General features: G+C 68.0%; 19 protein-coding genes and 1 pseudogene. 11 read left to right on the forward strand and 9 right to left on the reverse strand.

The window, feature by feature from the left end:
• The first annotated feature begins 214 nt into the window (after window positions 1-214).
• The 5 genes from AC07XS_RS11955 (at window position 215) to AC07XS_RS11975 (ending at window position 4,472) form a co-directional block, all read left to right on the forward strand.
• Window positions 215-562 (forward strand): hypothetical protein, encoded by a 348-nt coding sequence (locus AC07XS_RS11955; RefSeq protein ID WP_182714561.1) that lies wholly within the window; start codon window positions 215-217, stop codon window positions 560-562.
• A gap of 2 nt (window positions 563-564) precedes the next feature.
• Window positions 565-1,245: a response regulator transcription factor gene (locus AC07XS_RS11960; RefSeq protein WP_054764739.1), complete on the forward strand. Its 681-nt coding sequence runs from the start codon at window positions 565-567 to the stop codon at window positions 1,243-1,245.
• A 10-nt stretch (window positions 1,246-1,255) separates the two neighbouring features.
• Window positions 1,256-2,683: a sensor histidine kinase gene (locus AC07XS_RS11965; RefSeq protein WP_182714560.1), complete on the forward strand. Its 1,428-nt coding sequence runs from the start codon at window positions 1,256-1,258 to the stop codon at window positions 2,681-2,683.
• 69 nt (window positions 2,684-2,752) lie between these two features.
• Window positions 2,753-3,664, forward strand: a complete 912-nt coding sequence (locus tag AC07XS_RS11970) for a DUF1206 domain-containing protein (RefSeq protein ID WP_182714559.1) — start codon at window positions 2,753-2,755, stop codon at window positions 3,662-3,664.
• A 139-nt stretch (window positions 3,665-3,803) separates the two neighbouring features.
• Window positions 3,804-4,472, forward strand: coding sequence for a DsbA family oxidoreductase (locus AC07XS_RS11975; protein ID WP_182714558.1), 669 nt, complete (start codon window positions 3,804-3,806; stop codon window positions 4,470-4,472).
• Between the two features lie 6 nt (window positions 4,473-4,478).
• On the opposite strand, the gene ppk2 is transcribed toward AC07XS_RS11975, so the two are convergent.
• Complete coding sequence (ppk2, locus tag AC07XS_RS11980; RefSeq protein WP_182714573.1) at window positions 4,479-5,228, reverse strand: polyphosphate kinase 2; 750 nt, start codon at window positions 5,226-5,228, stop codon at window positions 4,479-4,481.
• A 228-nt stretch (window positions 5,229-5,456) separates the two neighbouring features.
• On the opposite strand from ppk2, the gene AC07XS_RS11985 reads away from it, so the two are divergent.
• The 3 genes from AC07XS_RS11985 to AC07XS_RS11995 all read left to right on the forward strand — a co-directional run bounded on the left by AC07XS_RS11985 (window position 5,457) and on the right by AC07XS_RS11995 (window position 7,270).
• Window positions 5,457-6,026 (forward strand): chemotaxis protein CheD, encoded by a 570-nt coding sequence (locus AC07XS_RS11985; RefSeq protein WP_182714557.1) that lies wholly within the window; start codon window positions 5,457-5,459, stop codon window positions 6,024-6,026.
• An 82-nt stretch (window positions 6,027-6,108) separates the two neighbouring features.
• Window positions 6,109-6,870, forward strand: a complete 762-nt coding sequence (locus AC07XS_RS11990) for an extensin-like domain-containing protein (RefSeq protein ID WP_054764743.1) — start codon at window positions 6,109-6,111, stop codon at window positions 6,868-6,870.
• Between the two features lie 196 nt (window positions 6,871-7,066).
• Window positions 7,067-7,270 (forward strand): cold-shock protein, encoded by a 204-nt coding sequence (locus AC07XS_RS11995; protein ID WP_008264090.1) that lies wholly within the window; start codon window positions 7,067-7,069, stop codon window positions 7,268-7,270.
• A gap of 110 nt (window positions 7,271-7,380) precedes the next feature.
• On the opposite strand, the gene AC07XS_RS12000 is transcribed toward AC07XS_RS11995, so the two are convergent.
• Window positions 7,381-9,570, reverse strand: coding sequence for a histidine kinase dimerization/phosphoacceptor domain -containing protein (locus tag AC07XS_RS12000; protein ID WP_182714556.1), 2,190 nt, complete (start codon window positions 9,568-9,570; stop codon window positions 7,381-7,383).
• Between the two features lie 235 nt (window positions 9,571-9,805).
• On the opposite strand from AC07XS_RS12000, the gene AC07XS_RS12005 reads away from it, so the two are divergent.
• Window positions 9,806-10,582, forward strand: coding sequence for a transglutaminase-like domain-containing protein (locus tag AC07XS_RS12005; protein WP_182714555.1), 777 nt, complete (start codon window positions 9,806-9,808; stop codon window positions 10,580-10,582).
• A 14-nt stretch (window positions 10,583-10,596) separates the two neighbouring features.
• On the opposite strand, the gene AC07XS_RS12010 is transcribed toward AC07XS_RS12005, so the two are convergent.
• Together AC07XS_RS12010 and rpmB are read right to left on the reverse strand one after the other, a co-directional pair.
• On the reverse strand, window positions 10,597-12,369 hold the full coding sequence (locus tag AC07XS_RS12010; protein WP_182714554.1) for a M1 family metallopeptidase: 1,773 nt from the start codon (window positions 12,367-12,369) through the stop codon (window positions 10,597-10,599).
• Window positions 12,370-12,479: 110 nt separating this feature from the next.
• Window positions 12,480-12,776 (reverse strand): 50S ribosomal protein L28, encoded by a 297-nt coding sequence (gene rpmB, locus AC07XS_RS12015; RefSeq protein WP_054764747.1) that lies wholly within the window; start codon window positions 12,774-12,776, stop codon window positions 12,480-12,482.
• Window positions 12,777-13,051: 275 nt separating this feature from the next.
• Here rpmB and AC07XS_RS12020 point away from each other — a divergent pair, with 275 nt between their 5' ends.
• Window positions 13,052-13,513: a DUF3617 domain-containing protein gene (locus AC07XS_RS12020; RefSeq protein WP_228185138.1), complete on the forward strand. Its 462-nt coding sequence runs from the start codon at window positions 13,052-13,054 to the stop codon at window positions 13,511-13,513.
• Window positions 13,514-13,516: 3 nt separating this feature from the next.
• Here the strand turns inward: AC07XS_RS12020 and AC07XS_RS12025 are convergent, their stop codons facing one another.
• From AC07XS_RS12025 to fdxA, 3 genes are all read right to left on the reverse strand, one after another.
• Window positions 13,517-13,897 (reverse strand): hypothetical protein, encoded by a 381-nt coding sequence (locus AC07XS_RS12025; RefSeq protein WP_321208094.1) that lies wholly within the window; start codon window positions 13,895-13,897, stop codon window positions 13,517-13,519.
• A gap of 253 nt (window positions 13,898-14,150) precedes the next feature.
• Window positions 14,151-14,681: a CarD family transcriptional regulator gene (locus tag AC07XS_RS12030; RefSeq protein ID WP_054764749.1), complete on the reverse strand. Its 531-nt coding sequence runs from the start codon at window positions 14,679-14,681 to the stop codon at window positions 14,151-14,153.
• 309 nt (window positions 14,682-14,990) lie between these two features.
• Window positions 14,991-15,332, reverse strand: a complete 342-nt coding sequence (gene fdxA, locus AC07XS_RS12035) for a ferredoxin FdxA (RefSeq protein ID WP_054764750.1) — start codon at window positions 15,330-15,332, stop codon at window positions 14,991-14,993.
• A gap of 180 nt (window positions 15,333-15,512) precedes the next feature.
• Here fdxA and AC07XS_RS12040 point away from each other — a divergent pair, with 180 nt between their 5' ends.
• A complete protein-coding gene (locus tag AC07XS_RS12040) occupies window positions 15,513-16,154 on the forward strand; it encodes a YceI family protein (protein ID WP_224761248.1) in 642 nt (213 codons plus the stop codon).
• On the opposite strand, the gene AC07XS_RS12045 is transcribed toward AC07XS_RS12040, so the two are convergent.
• On the reverse strand, window positions 16,144-16,422 hold the full coding sequence (locus AC07XS_RS12045; protein ID WP_152949520.1) for an RNA-binding S4 domain-containing protein: 279 nt from the start codon (window positions 16,420-16,422) through the stop codon (window positions 16,144-16,146). The two genes, AC07XS_RS12040 and AC07XS_RS12045, sit on opposite strands and share 11 nt — an antisense overlap.
• A 184-nt stretch (window positions 16,423-16,606) precedes the next feature.
• A pseudogene (locus AC07XS_RS12050) lies at window positions 16,607-16,947 on the reverse strand (helicase-related protein); the annotation flags it as partial.

The raw sequence follows: 16,947 nt of genomic DNA on the forward strand, positions 1-16,947 counted from the left end.
CCTGAGCCCGATCTGAACGGCGCGTTTCAGGCGCCGTTCATCTGTTCGCCCCCGTCGTTCGCCCCCGTCAAACGAGCGAACGGGGCGCACTCCGCCGTCTTTGGCGCGGGCCGTCTTTGGTGTAAGGGCGGTTGACGGGGATTTTCATCAGTCTGGCCCCTTTCCGACACCCTTGTTCAGCGGCTGTTCAGAGCCGTCCGCCTAGAACCGCCCCATGACCCGCACCCGCGCCCTCCTCATCGCCGCCGTCCTGGCCCTGGTCCCTGCGACCCTGGTTCCCGCGACCCAGGTCTCGGCCCAGTCGCGTGAGGCGTCGCGGGATCAGGATCGCGAGGGGCCCCAGGACCGTCGGGGTCCGCCCCCGCGCGACAGTCGGGCCGTGGACGCGCCTCGCGCCGACCTGGGGGCCGTGGTGCGCCGGGTGGGCGCCGGTCGCGAGGGCCGGATGCTGGGCGTCAGCCCGCGCGGCGACACAGTGGTGGTGCGCTGGGAATATCCCGGCGGCCGGGTGGCGGATATCCGCGTGGACGCCCGCTCGGGCCGCGTGATGGGAGAAGACTGAAGATGCGTGTCCTGCTGGTCGAAGACGACGCCGATCTGTCGCGGCAGCTGAAGGGCGCCCTGGCCGACGCCGGCTATGCGGTGGATCACGCCGCCGACGGCGAGGAGGCCTGGTTCCTGGGCGACACCGAACCCTATGACGTCATCGTTCTGGACCTGGGCCTGCCCAAGATCGACGGGGTGTCGGTGCTGGAGCGCTGGCGGCGCGAGGGCAAGGCCACGCCGGTCCTGATCCTGACGGCGCGCGGCGCCTGGTCGGACAAGGTGTCGGGCTTCGACGCGGGGGCCGACGACTATCTGACCAAACCCTTCCATACCGAAGAGCTGCTGGCGCGGCTGCGGGCCCTGCTGCGCCGCTCGGCCGGCATCGCCTCGGCCACCCTGTCGTGCGGCGGCCTGCGGCTGGACCCGCGCGCGGCGCGGGCCAACGTCAACGGCGAGCCCCTGCGCCTGACCTCGCTGGAGTACCGGCTGCTGCACTATATGATGATGCATCAGGGCCGGGTGATCAGCCGCACCGAACTGGTCGAACATCTGTACGACCAGGACTTCGACCGGGATTCCAACACCATCGAGGTCTTCATCGGCCGACTGCGCAAGAAGATCGGCTCGGACCGGATCGAGACGGTGCGGGGCCTGGGCTATCGGCTGGCGCCCCTGGCCGGCGAGTCCGAGGCGGCGTGACCCTGAGTCGATGAACCGAGACGGGGGGACGAGGCGCGCCGGCTGGGGCCGATGGTTCGGCCGCCCGGGGCGGTCGCTGACGCGGCGGCTGATCTGGCTGGCCTCCGGCTGGATCCTGCTGGCTCTGGTCGCCACGGGCCTGGTCCTGACCAATCAGTTCAAGGAATCGGCTCTGCGCCGCCTGGGCAACGTCCTGGCCGAGACGACCGACGAACTGGTGGTGCGCACCGTCACCGCCAGCGGGACGGTGATGACGCCCCAGATCATGGACGCCCCGACCTTGCGGGTCTTTTCCGGCAAATACTGGATGACGGCCGAGCCGACCCTGGCGGGGGGCTTGCGCATCCTGACCCGGTCGGACTCCCTGTATGGCGAAGACTTGGTCGCGCCGCCGGACCTGCCGGCGCGGCTGGACGACGCCTATGGCCAGACCATCACCTATAACGCCGTCGGTCCGGCGGGCGAGCCGCTGCGGATCGCCGCCAGCATGAAGTCCCTGCCGGGGCGGGCCGCGCCGGTGGTCTTCTTCGTCGGAATCGACCGCTCCAACGTCGAGGCGGATGCGCGCCAGTTCGCCACCGTGACCTGGGTCGCCCTGTTGCTGCTGGGCTTCGGCCTGGTCTCGGCGGTCTTCATCCAGGTCCAGGTGGGTCTGCGGCCCCTCTATGATCTGAGGAATGAGATCGCGGCGGTCCGCAAGGGCCAGGCGGCCCGGATCGAACGCGCCTATCCGCTGGAGATCCAGCCCCTGGCCGAACAGGTCAACAATCTGCTGGACCACAATCAGGAGGTCGTGGACCGCCAGCGCACCCATGTCGGCAATCTGGCCCATGCGCTGAAGACGCCCATCTCCGTCATGCTGGCCGAGGCCGGGACGGCGCAAGGGGCCCTGCCGGAACTGGTGCGTCGCCAGACCCAGATCATGCAGGGCCAGGTCGATCACCATCTGCGTCGCGCCCGCGCCGCCGCCCGCGCCGCCCACGGCCTGGGCGAGACCACGCCCGTGCCCGAGGTGTTGGACGAGCTGGCGGTGATGATCGAACAGGTGTTCCGCGACAAGGGGGTCGAGATCGACTGGCGCGCGCCCGACGACCTGGCCTTCCTGGGCGAACGTCAGGACCTGCAGGAAATCCTGGGCAATCTGATCGAGAATGCGGCCAAGTTCTCGCGGCGGCGGGTGCGGGTCTCGGCCGGGGGCAACGGCCTGGGCCAGATGATCGTCGTGGTCGAGGACGACGGACCGGGCCTGCCGGCCGATCAGCGCGAGGCGGTGATGAAGCGCGGCGCCCGGCTGGACGAAAGCGCGCCCGGATCGGGCCTGGGTCTGTCGATCGTCGAAGACCTGACCCGCGCCTACGGCGGGCGGCTGACGCTGGGCGACAGCGACATGGGCGGGCTGAAGGCGGTGCTGGAGCTTCCCGCCGCCCACGGAGCTTGAGGCGGCGGGCGGGGCGGGAGCCATAGGCGGCCGGGCACGTTGAACGGCTCCGCCTCTTCAGGAGCCCGCATGGCCGTCGCCCGCCTTCGTCACGCCGCCGCCGCCCTGGGCCGAACCGTGCGTGATCGGATTCCGGTCGCGCGCCGAACGCCGCCGCTTCATGTCCTGGTCGAGCAGGCGGCGCGGATCGGCTATGGGGCGCGGGGCTTCGTCTATCTGTCGGCCGGCGCCCTGACCCTGCTGGCGGCCCTGGACCGGATCGGCGATGCGGTCGGCACGGGCGGGGCGGCGGGGTGGCTGGCGGAACAGCCCTTCGGTCGGGTCTGGCTGGTGGCCCTGGGCCTGGGATTGTGGGCCTTCGTCGGCTGGCGCGTCCTGCAGGCCGTGTTCGACGCGGACCATGCGGGGCGCGATCTGAAGGGCTGGGCGACGCGGGCGGGCCAGGCGGCCAGCGGCCTGTTCTACGGCCTTCTGGCGGCGGGGGTGTTCGAATATCTGGATGAGGCGGGCGGCGCGACCAGTCAGGCGGCGGATCAGGCCGAAAGCATCGCCGAAAACCAGGAGAAGGCGGCCATGGTTCTGGGCCTGCCGTTCGGCGACCTGCTGCTGACGGCGGCGGGGCTGGTGGTGCTGGGCGTTGGGATCGGCAACATCGTCCGGGCCTTCCGCGACGACTTCGACGCCGCCCTGGCCTGTCCCGACAGCCTGCGTCGCCCGGTCTCGATCCTGGCGCGGATCGGCTATGGGGCGCGGGGCTTCGCCTATCTGCCGCTGGGGGTCTTCGTCGTCCTGGCTGGTCTGCACACCCGATCGGGCGAGGTCACCAATACGGCCGCCGCCCTGGAGACGCTGGAAAGCCAACCCGGCGGGTCGTGGATCCTGGGTCTGACGGCGGCGGGGCTGATGGCCTTCGGCGCCTTCGCCTTCGTCGAGGCCCGCTGGCGGCGGATCCGTCCGCCGCGCGACCTGAAGCTGGGGTGAGTGAAGCGCGCGGGTGCGGGTGAGCAAGCGGTGCGCGTGGTCCGCGGCGGCCGAGCCGCGCCGCTCACCTCCGGCTCACTGGCGCCCGCGCTGCGGCCCTCCCATATGATCCGAAACCAAGGCTGTTTCAGAAGGCGCCATGTCCCAAACCGCTTCCAAGACCCTGAAGATCGACTTCGTCTCCGACGTGGTCTGCCCCTGGTGCGTGGTGGGGCTGGGCGGCCTGGAGGCGGCGCTGGACCGGCTGAAGGATGAAGGCGTCCAGGCCGACATCACCTTCCATCCGTTCGAGCTGAACCCGCAGATGGCGCCGGAGGGCGAGAACATCGTCGAACACATCGGCCGCAAATACGGGGCGAGCCCGGAACAGTCGGCCGCCAACCGCGCCATGATCCGCGAGCGGGCAGGGGAGGTCGGCTTCGACATGCGGATGACCGATGAGAGCCGCATCTGGAACACCTTCGACGCCCACCGCCTGTTGTACTGGGCCCACGAGACCGCGCCTGAAAAGCAGAAGGCGCTGAAACAGGCGCTGTTTACCGCCCATTTCACCGAAAACCGCAACCTGACCGACGCCGGGGTTCTGACGGCCGCCGCCGAGGCGGCAGGGCTCGACCGGGCCGAGGCGGGCGAGGTCCTGGCCTCGGGCCGCTACGCCCAGGCGGTGCGCGCCGAGGAGGATCTGTGGCGGTCGCGGGGGATCAACTCGGTCCCGGCCGTGGTGGTCGAGAACAAATATATGATCAGCGGCGGCCAGCCCGCCGAGGTGTTCGAACAGGCCCTGCGCCAGATCGCCGGCGAAGCCTGACCTCTTTTAGCGCGCCAGCCGGCCCTTGGCTTCGGCGGCGGTCAAGACCACTTCGTCGTCCGGTGCGGCGATCTCCTCGCCGCAATGGTCCAGCACCTTCAATATGTGCCGGATCAGGTTCAGCCGGGCGGTCTTCTTGTCGTCGGTGGCGATGACGGTCCAGGGGGCGTAGGCGCGGTCGGTCTCGTCCAGCATCCGGTCGCGGGCGGCGGAATAGGCGTCGAACCGGGCCTCGGCCTCGGCGTCCAGGGACGACAGTTTGAACTGTTTCAGCGGATCGACCCGGCGCTCCTTCAGCCGCTGAGCCTGCTCCTTGCGCGAAATGTCCAGCCAGATCTTGATCAGAATGATCCCGTCCTCGGTCAGCATCCGCTCGAACCGGGGGGCGTCGGTCAGGAACTGGGCGTATTGTTCCGGGGTGCAATAGCCCATGACCGGCTCCACCCCGGCGCGATTGTACCAGGAGCGGTTGAAGATGACGGTCTCGCCCGCCGCCGGCAGGTGCGGGACATAGCGCTGGAAATACCACTGGGTGGTTTCGCGATCGCTGGGCTTGGGCAGGGCGACCACACGGGTCTGGCGCGGCGACATATGTTCGGTCAGCCGTTTGATGGCGCCGTCCTTGCCCGCCGTGTCGCGCCCCTCCAGCACGATCACCACGCGCAGCCCGTGTTCGATCGTCCAGGCCTGGGTCTTCACAACGGCGAGCTGGAGCCGTTCCAGCTCGGCGTCATAGGCGTCGGTCTTCTTTCCCATGGCGCCATGGTGCAGGGTCGGGCGTCCGGGGACAAGCGGAGCCTTGGGGCGGCGGCGCATTTACGGATCAATACCTAGGGCGGCGTCCCCTATAAGTCCCGCGAGACGCAATTTTTGCTTGTGACTGCAACGATTTGACCTGGACCTAAGGGTTCGTACCGGCGTCTTCTATACGCTTTCTACACCCTGACCTTTCATAGTCGCGACTTAACGAAACCGGGTCCGCCTATGTTGATCGGCAATCTTTCGGAGTTGAACAGGGACCCGTCGGGCGGCGGTCGCCGCCTGTCGCTTGGCCAGGGCGAATACGGGGTGTCCGACGAGCCCGATCTGGTCCTGACCACGGTTTTGGGCTCCTGCGTGGCCGCCTGCATCCATGATCCAGTGGCGCGCGTCGGGGGAATGAACCATTTCGTCCTGCCCCAGCGTCGGCTTGGGTCTTCGGGCGACCCGGCGCGTTACGGCGATGATCTGATGCCCCGATTGATCGAGGGTCTGTTGCAGGCCGGCGCGCGGCAGAGCCGGCTGGAGGCCCAGCTGTTCGGCGGGGCCAGCCCGGGCCGGTTCGTCAACTCCATCGGCGAGGACAATCTGGCCTTCGCCTATGACTTTCTGGACCGGTTGGGGGTTCGGGTCGCCCCGCCCCAGCAGAGCGGTCCGGCCGGGTGCCGGATCGATTTCCGACCCGCCGACGGCCATGTGAAACACGTCCCCCTGGCGCGTCTCGAGAAGGCCCAGGCGAGGCGCATCATCCTGCCGCGCGTCAAACCCCTGAACCTGACCCCGGTCGCCGCCTGAGCCTGGAGAACCGCCGGGATTGAACGCGCGCGCGCCGCTCGCGTTTGCCAGCGGGGCCGTTGGCGGTCCATGCTGGGGCCGTATGAAGCGCGACTTCGCCGATTTCTGGAATCTGATGTGGGAGGTCGGGCTGTTGGCCTGCGCCGCCTTCGCCCTGCTGAACGCCTATGCGCCGCCGCAGGACCTGCCCTGGAAACCGCTGGACTTGAACCAGCCGGTCGGGCGGGCGACGGCGGCCAAGGTGGCGGACTTCGACCTTTCCCCCACCGCTGCGCCTGAAGAGGTTCAGGGCGCGACCGAGGCCTGTATGCAGGTGCTGCGCGAGGCGGGGGTCGAGGTCGAACGGGCCGCCGATCGCGACGACGGCGGCTTCTGCGTCGTGCGCGGCGCCGTTCGGATCACCGGGGGCGCGGTGACGCCCCTGGCCCCGGCCGATGTGGTGATGCAGTGCCCCCTGGCCGTGCGCTACGTCATCTGGGACCGTCAGGTGCTGCAGCCCGCCGCCCGCGACATCCTGGGCTCGGCCCCGGCCCGGGTCGAAAACTATGGGACCTATTCCTGCCGCCGCATCTACGGCTCTCAGGACGTCAGCGAACGGCCCAGCGAACACGCCCGCGCCAACGCCCTGGACGTCGCGGGCGTGACCCTGGCGGACGGGCGCACCGTGACCGTGCTGGACGACTGGCGCGGCGAGGGGCGGGCGGGACCGGCGGGGTCTCGCTTCCTGCACGCCCTGCGTGACGGCGCCTGCGGCCTGTTCGCCACGGTCCTGACGCCCGACTATAACGCCGCCCACGAGAACCATCTGCACCTCGACGCCGCCGACCGGGGCGTCTGCCGTTAAGCGCGATAGGCGAAAAGGCCCGCCGCTTTGCTGTTGACCGTCTGGAAAAGCCGGGTGACAACAGAGGCGCAGTCCGGATTTTGCGTGGGGTCCACACCCGCGTCTCGCTCCTTCGCCTGAACGAGCTGTCCAGATGGATTGTCGGGTCCTCCCGAGGGAGATCCGCCTGGAAAAGCGCGTTTACGGAGACGCAGACATGGCGACCGGTACGGTCAAGTGGTTCAACCCCACCAAGGGCTATGGTTTCATCCAGCCCGACAGCGGCGGCTCTGACGTGTTCGTTCACGTCACCGCCGTTCAGAAGGCCGGCCTTCAGGGCCTCGATGAAAACGCCAAGGTCGAATACGAGCTGGAAAATCAGCGCGGCAAGACCTCGGCCATCGACCTGAAGCTGCTTTAAGTCGAAGAATGGAAACGGGCGCGGAGATGATCTCCGCGCCCGTTTTTCCTGTTGACTGCGGCCTTCGCCGCGAAGCTTGTTTGACGCGGCGTCCGCCGCAGGGCCTGGCTTCAGGCCGGCGCCTCGATGCGCGTGCGCAGGGCGACCTCCAGTCCCGGCTTCTGATCGCGATAGTCGATCTGACCGCCAAGCTGGGCCACCAGACTGCCGATCATCATCGAACCGAAGCCCTTGCCGGCCTTGTGGCCGCCCTTGCCGTCGTCGGACACCACCAGACGCAGGCTGTCGTCCGCCTCGGTCAGGCCGATGCGCAGCGGACCCGGCGCCCCGTCATAGGCGTATTTCTGAGCATTGATGATCAGTTCGGTCAGGATCAGGCCGATGGTCACCGCCCGGTCGGCCCCGACGCAGACCGGCGCCAGATCGGTCTCGATCGCCGAGACCCATTCCGGCCCCATGCTTGAGCCCAGATCCTCGACCAGTTCGCCGATATAGCGCGACAGGTCGATGGCCGCGTCATGATCCCCGCGATAGAGGCGGGTGTGGACGGTCGAGACCGCCCGCACGCGGCGCCGCGCCTCCTGCAAGGCCACCTTGGCCGGGCCGTCGCCCAGGTCGCGGGCCTGAAGCCCCAGGAAGCTGGACACCAGGGTCAGGCTGTTCTGGACCCGGTGATTGACCTCGCGCATCAGGAACTCCTGCTGCTCCAGCCGCAGGTCGCGCTCGGACAGGCGGGCCTGAAGCGACTGGTTCAGGCTGCGAAGCTGGGTGACGGAGGTGAAGTCCGACAGGGCGTCGCGCAGGCGGGCGGCGGATTCGACGGCGGCGGCGCCCCAGCGGCGGGCGCGGCCCGACACGGTCTCGCGCCATTCGGCGAAGGAGGCGCGGGGCGTCAGGGCGCCGCCCCCGTCCGTCGATTTGACGGCGGTCGAGGGATCGCCGGCCCAGCGCACCGTCTCCAGAATCTCGGCGCGGAACCATAGCAGGCTGAGCGGCTGCGGCCCCGGCAGGCGCACGGCCAGAAGGCCGCTGGCGTGGGTCCGCCAGGCCTCGGCCTCGGGCAGGAGGGTGGACAGGGCGTTGGTGGCGACCGGACGAAGCCCCGGCTGGGCCTCCAGCCAGTCCGCGATCTGACGCTGGGCCTCCGGCGGCGGGACATGGCCGAACGCCTCGATCCGGTCGCCCTGGACGATCGCCACGCCGTCGGCGCCGACCAGATCCTTCAGGGCGCCGGCCTGGTCGGCCAGGCCCGAGGCCAGGTCGCGGTCGCGCGACAGGCCGATGATCAGCTCGTCCTCCAGCCGACGCAGCCGAACCCGCTCGCGATACAGTTCGGCGTCCGCCTTGGTCTTCAGCTGGCGCGCCAGGGTGCGGGCCAGGGTGGTGCAGGCCACGCGCAGTTCATAGGACAGCAGCAGCGGCGTGCTGCTGTGGCAGGCCACGAGACCCCACAGAACATCATCGACGATGATGGAGACCGAGGCCGAGGCCCGCACCCCCATATTGTGCAGATACTGGATGTGGATCGGCGACACGGACCGCAGGCCGCTGTCGCTCATGTCCAAGGGGGGCTCGCCCGGATGCAGCGGCCGCAGCGGCTGGGGCGTATAGCGGGTGTCGGGAATGACCCGCACCGGATTGCGCAGATAAAGGGCCCGCGCCTGGCGGGGAATGTCGGTCGCCGGGAAATGGTGGTTCAAAAAGGAGGTCGCATCGCCCGCGCGCGATTCCGCCACCACCTGGCCCGCCTCGTCATCCAGGAAGCGATAGATCATGACCCGCTCGAAGCCGGTCAGACTTCGGAAGGCGTCGGCGGCGCGTTCGCAGACGCCTTGGACCGTGGCGCTGCGTTCGAGAGCCGCGCCGGCCGTATCGAGCCGGGTGATCAGTTCGACGCCCAGCCGGGCCTGTTGCGAGCTCTGCTCGACCTCGACCACCATTCGAAGGGCGGAGGCGGCCTCCGTCCCGGCCGCCTTTGCGGCGGGCGCATAATAGACGACGACGTCGTATTCCAGCCGGTTGGTCGCCCGCCAACGGCCGGCGAAGCCCGCCTCTCGGATGGCCGCCATGTCGCGCAGACGCCGCCCCACCACATCGCCCAGCAGGTCGGCGATCGGCAGGCCGATCCAGCGGGTCTGGCCGGTCAGATCCTCGATCGCCCCGGCCCCCTGTTCCAGGGTCAGGGCGTCCAGGTTCAGCACCAGCAGCAGGCCGTGGCCCTGAATCGCCTGGGGGATGTGGATCGGCTCCCGGTCGCAGTCGTTCAGGGCGATCTGGGCGCGGACGTCGTAGTCCGTCATGATTTCGTCTTCCCGTTGCGGCGGGTTCGCTCCCAGCGGAAGGCCGCAGGTCCGACCTGCGAGGCAGACGGCAGGTCAGATAGGGAGAGGTCCATAGGGCTCACACCGTAACACATTGGCGAGGCTTGTCTATTTAAGCCTTCCGTGTACGGCGGCGTACAGTCTGGAGGGGCTGGACATGGAACGGCCGCAGTCGCATGGCGTTAGCCCCATTCCCTTCCACCGGTCAGACCCCATGAAATTGCGCGTTCGCGCCGAGCTCGTTTACAGCTTTGATCCGCCCACGGACGCCATCTACAAGATCCAGGTCGCCCACTGGCCCGGCCAGGAGATTCTGGAGGAGCGACTGACCTTCGCTCCGCCGGTCCAGTTCCAGGAAGACGAGGACGTCGATTTCGGCGCCCGGACCCTGCGTTGCCACGTCCAAGGCGAGGTCGCCCTGGTCTATGAGGCGGTCGTGGACAATGGGGTGCTTAAGGGGCTGCCGCCCAGCGTGTCGCAGCACGACTGGGGCGATCTGCCGGCCGAGGTCCTGCCCTATCTTCAGCCCAGCCGCTATTGCCCCTCCGACCAGTTCGGGCGCTTCGTAACGCGCCAGTTCGGCGAGACGGCGGGCGGGGCCCGGGTTCTGGCCATTCTGAACTGGATCGCCGAGAACATCGACTATGAGCACGGGGTCTCGGACACCGAGACGACGGCGGCCCGCACCTTCATTGATCGGGCGGGCGTGTGCCGCGACTTCACCCATCTGGGCATGACCTTTTGCCGGGCCTCGGGCATTCCGGCCCGCGCCGTCAGCGCCTTCGCCCATCAGCTGACCCCGCCCGATTTCCACGCGATCTTCGAGGTCTGGCTGGACGGGGGCTGGTGGCTGGTCGATCCGACGGGCCTGGCCCCGGTCGAGGGGCTGGTGCGGATCGCCTGCGGCCGCGACGCCGCCGACATCGCCTTTCTGACCACCCAGGAACGCTGCCGGATGGTGCGCCAGTCAGTGACGGTGGAGGCGGCTTAGGAGGCCATCAGCCTCTAGGGCTTGGCCGCCGCCCTCTGCTCGGCCTTATAGGCCTGAAGCCGGTCGATGACGTCCATCTGGCGCAGCACCTTGTTCTGCGGGTCGATCAGGACATGGGCGCCGGCCGGGACCGCGATCTCGCCCCGGCCGCCCGTCATGGCCACGGTCCGAACGCGGCCGTCGATCTCGACCTCGACCGGCATGGGGAAGACGCCGCCGTCGCCGGTGGTCCATTGCAGGCTCAGCCGGCCGTCACGCCGGGTCTGGGTCAGGACCGGCAGGGCGGCGTTGTACAGATAGCCGCGGAAGAACCAGCCATAGTCTTCGCCCGTCACCGCATTGACGATCTGCAGATAGTCCTGGGTCGAACGGTACAGGGGCGTAAAGGCGCCGGGGCGAGGATCGTCGGTCCCATAGACCAGCCGCGTCAGGGACCGATGGAAGGCGTCGTCGCCGATCAGCATCCGCAGCGAATGGGCGATCAGCGAACCCTTGGAATAGATGTCGCCGCCGGGGCCGATGTCGCCCTTATAGACCTCGTCCTCGGTCTTGGGCGTGCCGGACACCACGGGGTATTTGTTGACCAGACCCTCGCGCTGATTGGCCAGTTCCCGCTGCATATAGCGGTCGCCCAACAGCCAGCGGGCGTACAGCGGCTGCATATAGCTGTCCAAGCCCTCATGCAGCCACATGTCGTCGGCGTTCTGATTGGTCAGCTGGTTGCCGAACCATTCGTGGCCGAACTCGTGCTGCAACAGCCAGTCATAGCCGCGACCGTCGATCTTGTAGCCGTTGCCGTAGGCGTTGATGGTCTGGTGCTCCATGCCCAGGTGCGGGGTCTCGACCACGCCCATCTTCTCGTCGCCGAAGGGGAAGGGGCCGACGGTGGCTTCGAAGAAGTCCAGCATCTGGGGGAATTCGGCGAACAGGGCCTGGACCTTCTCGGGCGCGTCCGACTTCAGATGCCAGTAGTGCAGCGGGATCGTATTGCCGAACCGGCTCTGATACTGGCCGCTGACCTCCTCATAGGGGCCGACGTTCAGGGCGACGGCATAGGTGTTGGGGCTCTTGGCCGACCAGTTCCAGGTGGTCCAGCCGTCGCCGTGATCGACCTTGCCCAGGAAGCGGCCGTTGGACGGCGCCGACAGGTCGGACGGGACGGTGATGTGCAGATCGACCCGTCCGGGCTCGCCGTGCGGGCTGTCGATACAGGGCCAGAAGATGTCGCAGCCCTCGCCCTGGACGGCCGTGGCGATCCAGGGCTCGCCCGAAGGGGCCGTGGACCAGACGAAGCCGCCGTCCCAGGGCGCGCGCGGGGCGACGCGCGGCTGTCCGGCATAGGCGACCCGCAGGACGACCGACCCGCCCGCCGCCAGGGTCTGGGGCAGTTGGACCGTCAGCCGCCCCTCGGGGTTGGACCAGCGGTCTGCGGCCAGTTCGACCCCGTCGATCTGGACCGAAGAGATGGGCAGCAGCGTATCCAGATCGACCACCAGCCGATCCAGCGGCGCCTTGGCGGTGAAGCCCAGAACGGCGACGGCGTCGATGGCCTTGTCCTGGGGAATGACCTTGATCGACAGATCGGCCGTGTCGAACCGCATGGCCTGCTGTTCGACGGTCAGGGGCTGGTCGGTCGCCAGGGTGTAGGGGGTCGAATCGCGCACCGGCGTCGCCGCCTGCGTCTCCTGCGCCTGGGCGATGGACGGCGCGACGGTCAAAGCCGACAGGCCCGAAACCGAAAGACCAAGGGCGGCGGCCGAGGCGGCCAGGGTGCGGGCGACAGTCATGCGGATTCCCCTCCAGTTGCCCGTCAGGCTTAATCCGGGCTTGGAAGGCGCGCAAAGAAAAAGGCCGGCGTCGCCGCCGGCCCTTTCCAGATCATGATGCGTCGCCGGACTTAGGCGGCGGCCTGTTCGGCCAGCTTGGCGCGAACCTGGCGCTTGATGCGCTGGGCGGCGATCGACAGCTGCTCGTCGCGGGCCTTGACGATGAAGGCGTCCAGGCCGCCCTTGTAGTCCAGGGTGCGCAGGGCGGCGTTGGAGATACGCAGCGAGAAGGTCTGACCCAGGGCGTCCGAGGTGACCTTGACCGTCTTCAGCGACGGCAGGAAGCGGCGCTTGGTCTTGATGTTCGAGTGGCTCACGCTGTGGCCGACCATCGGGCCGATACCGGTGAGTTCGCAACGACGCGACATCGTCAGATCCTTAAGGTGCGGCGTCCGGCCCGAAGCGTGGGAGCGGACGCATGAAACAGTTGCGCGCGGGAACCAGCCCGCGCGAGAGGGGGCCGTATAAGGGAAGAGGCGGTCGGGCGTCAAGCCGAGTCTTGAACGCCGAGGCCAGGCGCGCCGGCGGCGGCCGAAATCCAAGCCTGCGGCTGGACGGCGGGGAACAGCCTCGTTCAGCCGTCATTCAAATGACGCGCTCTATACGCCATATCATGAAGACTTCCGCTGAACAGAAGGCCGCCATGTCCCGTCCGTCTCTTAAACTGCTGGCCGCCCTGGCGCCCGTCGCCGCCGGCGCCCTGATGCTGGCCGCCCCGGCCATGGCGCCCGCCCAGACTCCGGCCCAGTCGGAAGTGCTGCCGGGCTATTGGGAATACACCACCAGCGCCCTGGGCCAGAACGAGACCCATCAGAAATGCGTCCGTCCCAGCGAGATCAACCGCTTCTTCGGCGGCCTGTCGACCAACCGCTGGCGCTGCACCTATCCGACCCGGGTGGTCGGCGACGGCCGCGCCCGGTTCGAGGGGACGTGCCAGGACAAGAAGGGGCGGCGGATTCAGGTCCGGCTGAACGGAACCTATGAGGACACCAGCTTCAGCTTCCGCGGCGGCGCCCAGCTGCTGCGCGGCACCCCCTATATTCCGGCCAGCATCACCGCCCGGCGCATCAGCGCCCAGTGCCCCGCCAACGCCGAATATTTCTGACGCTCAGACCGGCTCGGCCCGCGCCACCACATAGGTGTGGGTCTGGTCGCCGGTCGAAAGGCTGAGGTATTCGCCGGTCTGGATCACTTCGTCGGCCAGGCGGAAGCCGTGGGCGTCGTCGGCCTCTCCGGGTTCGAAATCGAGGAACCAGCGGTCCGGCGCCGCATGGCGCAGGCGTCCGAAGGCCAGGGTAGCCCCGTGCGAGAAGCGGCGCACCCGGCATTTCTCCGGCGCCTCGCGCCAGACGGCGGCGTCCAGCCGGCGCTCGGCCGTCAGGGGCGCCAGTATGTCATAGCCGATGTCGTGATCGCCGTCGGGGTGCTGGGGTTCGCGCGCCAGCTCCAGGCGGATGTGGTGAAACCCCAGCGGGGTGGCGTCGGTCATGGTCGGCTCCTTGTCGCCGGCCATCTGAGCGGATGAGGCCGCGCCCCGCCTTGACGTCGGTCAAAACAAAAAGGCCCCGGATCGCTCCGGGGCCTTTTCATTGTTCCGATGCGGACGCTTAGAGCATGATCGTTTCGGACGGAACCGCTTCGCGGTTCCGACAGAAGCGTGAATCATGCTCTCGCTTTAATCTGGAGCCTGATTCACGGCTTCAGCGGAATCGCGAAGCGATTCCACTTCAACCGATCAGGCTCTAGGCGGCTTCGGCGGTCGGGACCGGCTTTTTGGCGCTGAGCGACTTGGCCAGCAGCTCGACGGCGGCGTCCTTGTCAATCTTGTTGGCGGCGGCGACTTCGCGCGCCATCCGGTCCAGAGCCGATTCATAGAGCTGGCGCTCGGAATAGGACTGTTCCGGCTGGGTGTCGGCGCGGTGCAGGTCGCGGACCACCTCGGCGATGGAGATCAGGTCGCCCGAGTTGATCTTGGCCTCATACTCCTGGGCGCGGCGCGACCACATGGTGCGCTTGATGCGGGCGCGGCCCTTCAGGGTGGTCAGGGCCTTGGTCACGACGTCGTCGGCGGCCAGCGAACGCAGACCGGCGGTGGCCGCCTTCTTGGTCGGGACGCGCAGGGTCATCTTCTCGTGGTCGAAGGTCACGACATAGACTTCCAGCGACATGCCCGCGACTTCCTGCGTCTCGATGGCCGCCACCTTGCCGACGCCGTGCGCCGGATAGACGACCGCGTCGCCAACCTTGAACTCCAGACCAGTCTTGCTCGTCATATTCGTCCTTTCCCGGTCAGGGCCGGGCGAAGCGAAGGCGCATCAAACGCAATGCAGTCTCGCCGCCGGAAGCTTCCGTCGGTCGATGAAATGCGGACGTCAGATGCGGAAACGGATCACCAAACCTCTGGCCGATCCCGTCTATGGGCGGGATTCTGTCGCAAACACGGGCGGCGCGAAGGTTTCGCGGACCGCCCGATCCAATGAAACAGAACCTATCACAAATTTGCGGAATTTCAAAACGTCCACACAGCCGACGCGGAATGTCGCGAAGGTTTGAACGCGCGGCCCTGCGTCGGCCGCCCCGGCTCAGGAGCCCTTGCCCGGCTTGGGGCTGAAGTATTTCTCGAACTTGCCGGTCTCGCGCTCATACTGTTCGCGGTCGGCGGGGGGCGTGCCCTTGACGGTGATGTTGGGCCAGACCTTGGCGTATTCGGCGTTGACCTGAAGCCATTTGCCGTCCGGCTCATCCTCGGTGTCCGGCACGATGGCGTCGACGGGGCATTCCGGCTCGCAGACGCCGCAGTCGATGCATTCGTCCGGGGCGATGACCAGGAAGTTCTCGCCCTCGTAGAAACAGTCCACGGGACAGACCTCGACGCAGTCCATGAACTTACATTTCACACAGGCGTCGGTGACGATGTAGGTCATTGGGCGGCGAAGAGATCACGATTGCGAGCGGGAGGTCTGCGACATGGCGACCGCGCAACCAACTGTCAACAGCAGGGCTTAATCTGAGAGGCGTTCGCGGCCCTAGCCCGAACGCTTGACAAAGGCCGGGCTTAACCGCAACTGTGTAGATTACATATCAACCCCTACCGGAACATGACCATGCGCGCTCCCCTGATGAAATACGCCTTCGCCAAATACGCCGTGGCCGGCGCCCTGGCCCTCAGCCTCGCCGCCGGTGGGGCGGTGGTGGCCCAGGCCGCCCTGACCCAGAACCCGGCCGAGGTCCGCGCCGGCGACTATGCGCTGGAGTCCAGCCACGGCAAGATCACCTGGTCGGTCAGCCACTTCGGCCTGTCGACCTATACGGGCCAGTTCGTGAACGTGAAGGCCGAGTTGAAGCTGGACCCGGCCAACCCCTCCGCCTCGACCCTGACCGCCACCGTCCCGCTGACCGACGTGGCGCCCAATGACGACCGGCTGAAGGCCCATCTTCAAACGGCCGACTTCTTCGACACCGCCAACCATCCGACGGCGACCTTCGTCTCGCGCTCGGTGACGGTCGATCCGTCCGATCCGAACGAGGCGACGGTGGTCGGCGACCTGACCCTGCGCGGCGTGACCAAGCCGGTGACGATCGAGGTTGAGTTCAATGCGGCCGGAACCGTCATGGGCGCCTATAAGGCCGGCTTCGACGGCGAGGCCACCATCAAACGCTCGGACTTCGGCATCAACTACGCCCTGCCGGCCGTCTCCGACGAGGTGAAGCTGCACATCGAAGGCGAGTTCGTGATCAAGTCGTAAGGCGGTTGTAAAGGGCGCGGGCCTCTTCGGCGGGTCCGCGCCGCTCGCCCAGGGCCTCGATCCTCAGGGTCGTGACCTCGCCGTTCTGGACGAAGGTCAGGAGGTCGCCGGGGTGGACGCAGCGGCTGGGCTTGTCCAGCCGTGTCTCGCGCCCCTGATGGGTCAGCCGCACCGCGCCCCGCTCGACAAGGGCGGCGGCCAGGCCTCGCGTCTTCACGAAGCGCGCCCGCCACAGCCAGACGTCGATGCGACAGGCGTCGGTCTTCATCCCTTTCGTCATCCTCCGGCAAGCCGCTTGCGGCGCAGACCGGGGGACCCAGCGGCGCCGAAGGCGATGTGTCCGCCGCATAATGTCCACAGCGCCTTGTCCGCGACAGGTTCGCGCTCGCGCGCGCCGCTGGGTCCCCCGGTCTCCGCTTCGCTTCGCCGGAGGATGACGAAAGGACAGGGCCTCAAGAGGCGGCCTTTCGGCGCGGACGCCGCCGCTTGGGTCTGGCCGTCGGCGCCTCGGTCAGGGCGGCCAGGGCGGCGAAGGGCGAATCCTTGACGATCTTAGGCGCGGCGCCCGGCTTGTCGGGCAGGCGCGCGCGTTCGGTTTTCAGGGCGGCGATGAGCTGTTTCGCCTGATCGGCGCTCCACCCCAGATCGGTCAGCGCCTCGTCCGACAGCCGGCCGTGATTGGCGGCCCGCAACTCCGCCATCTTCTCCAGGGCCTCCACCGGCGCCAGCCACCGACCGGCGTGGCGCAGACCCGAGGCCGACAACAGGCGCGGGGAGGGGGGCTCGACCGGGG

The organism is Brevundimonas sp. GW456-12-10-14-LB3, from assembly GCF_059424365.1.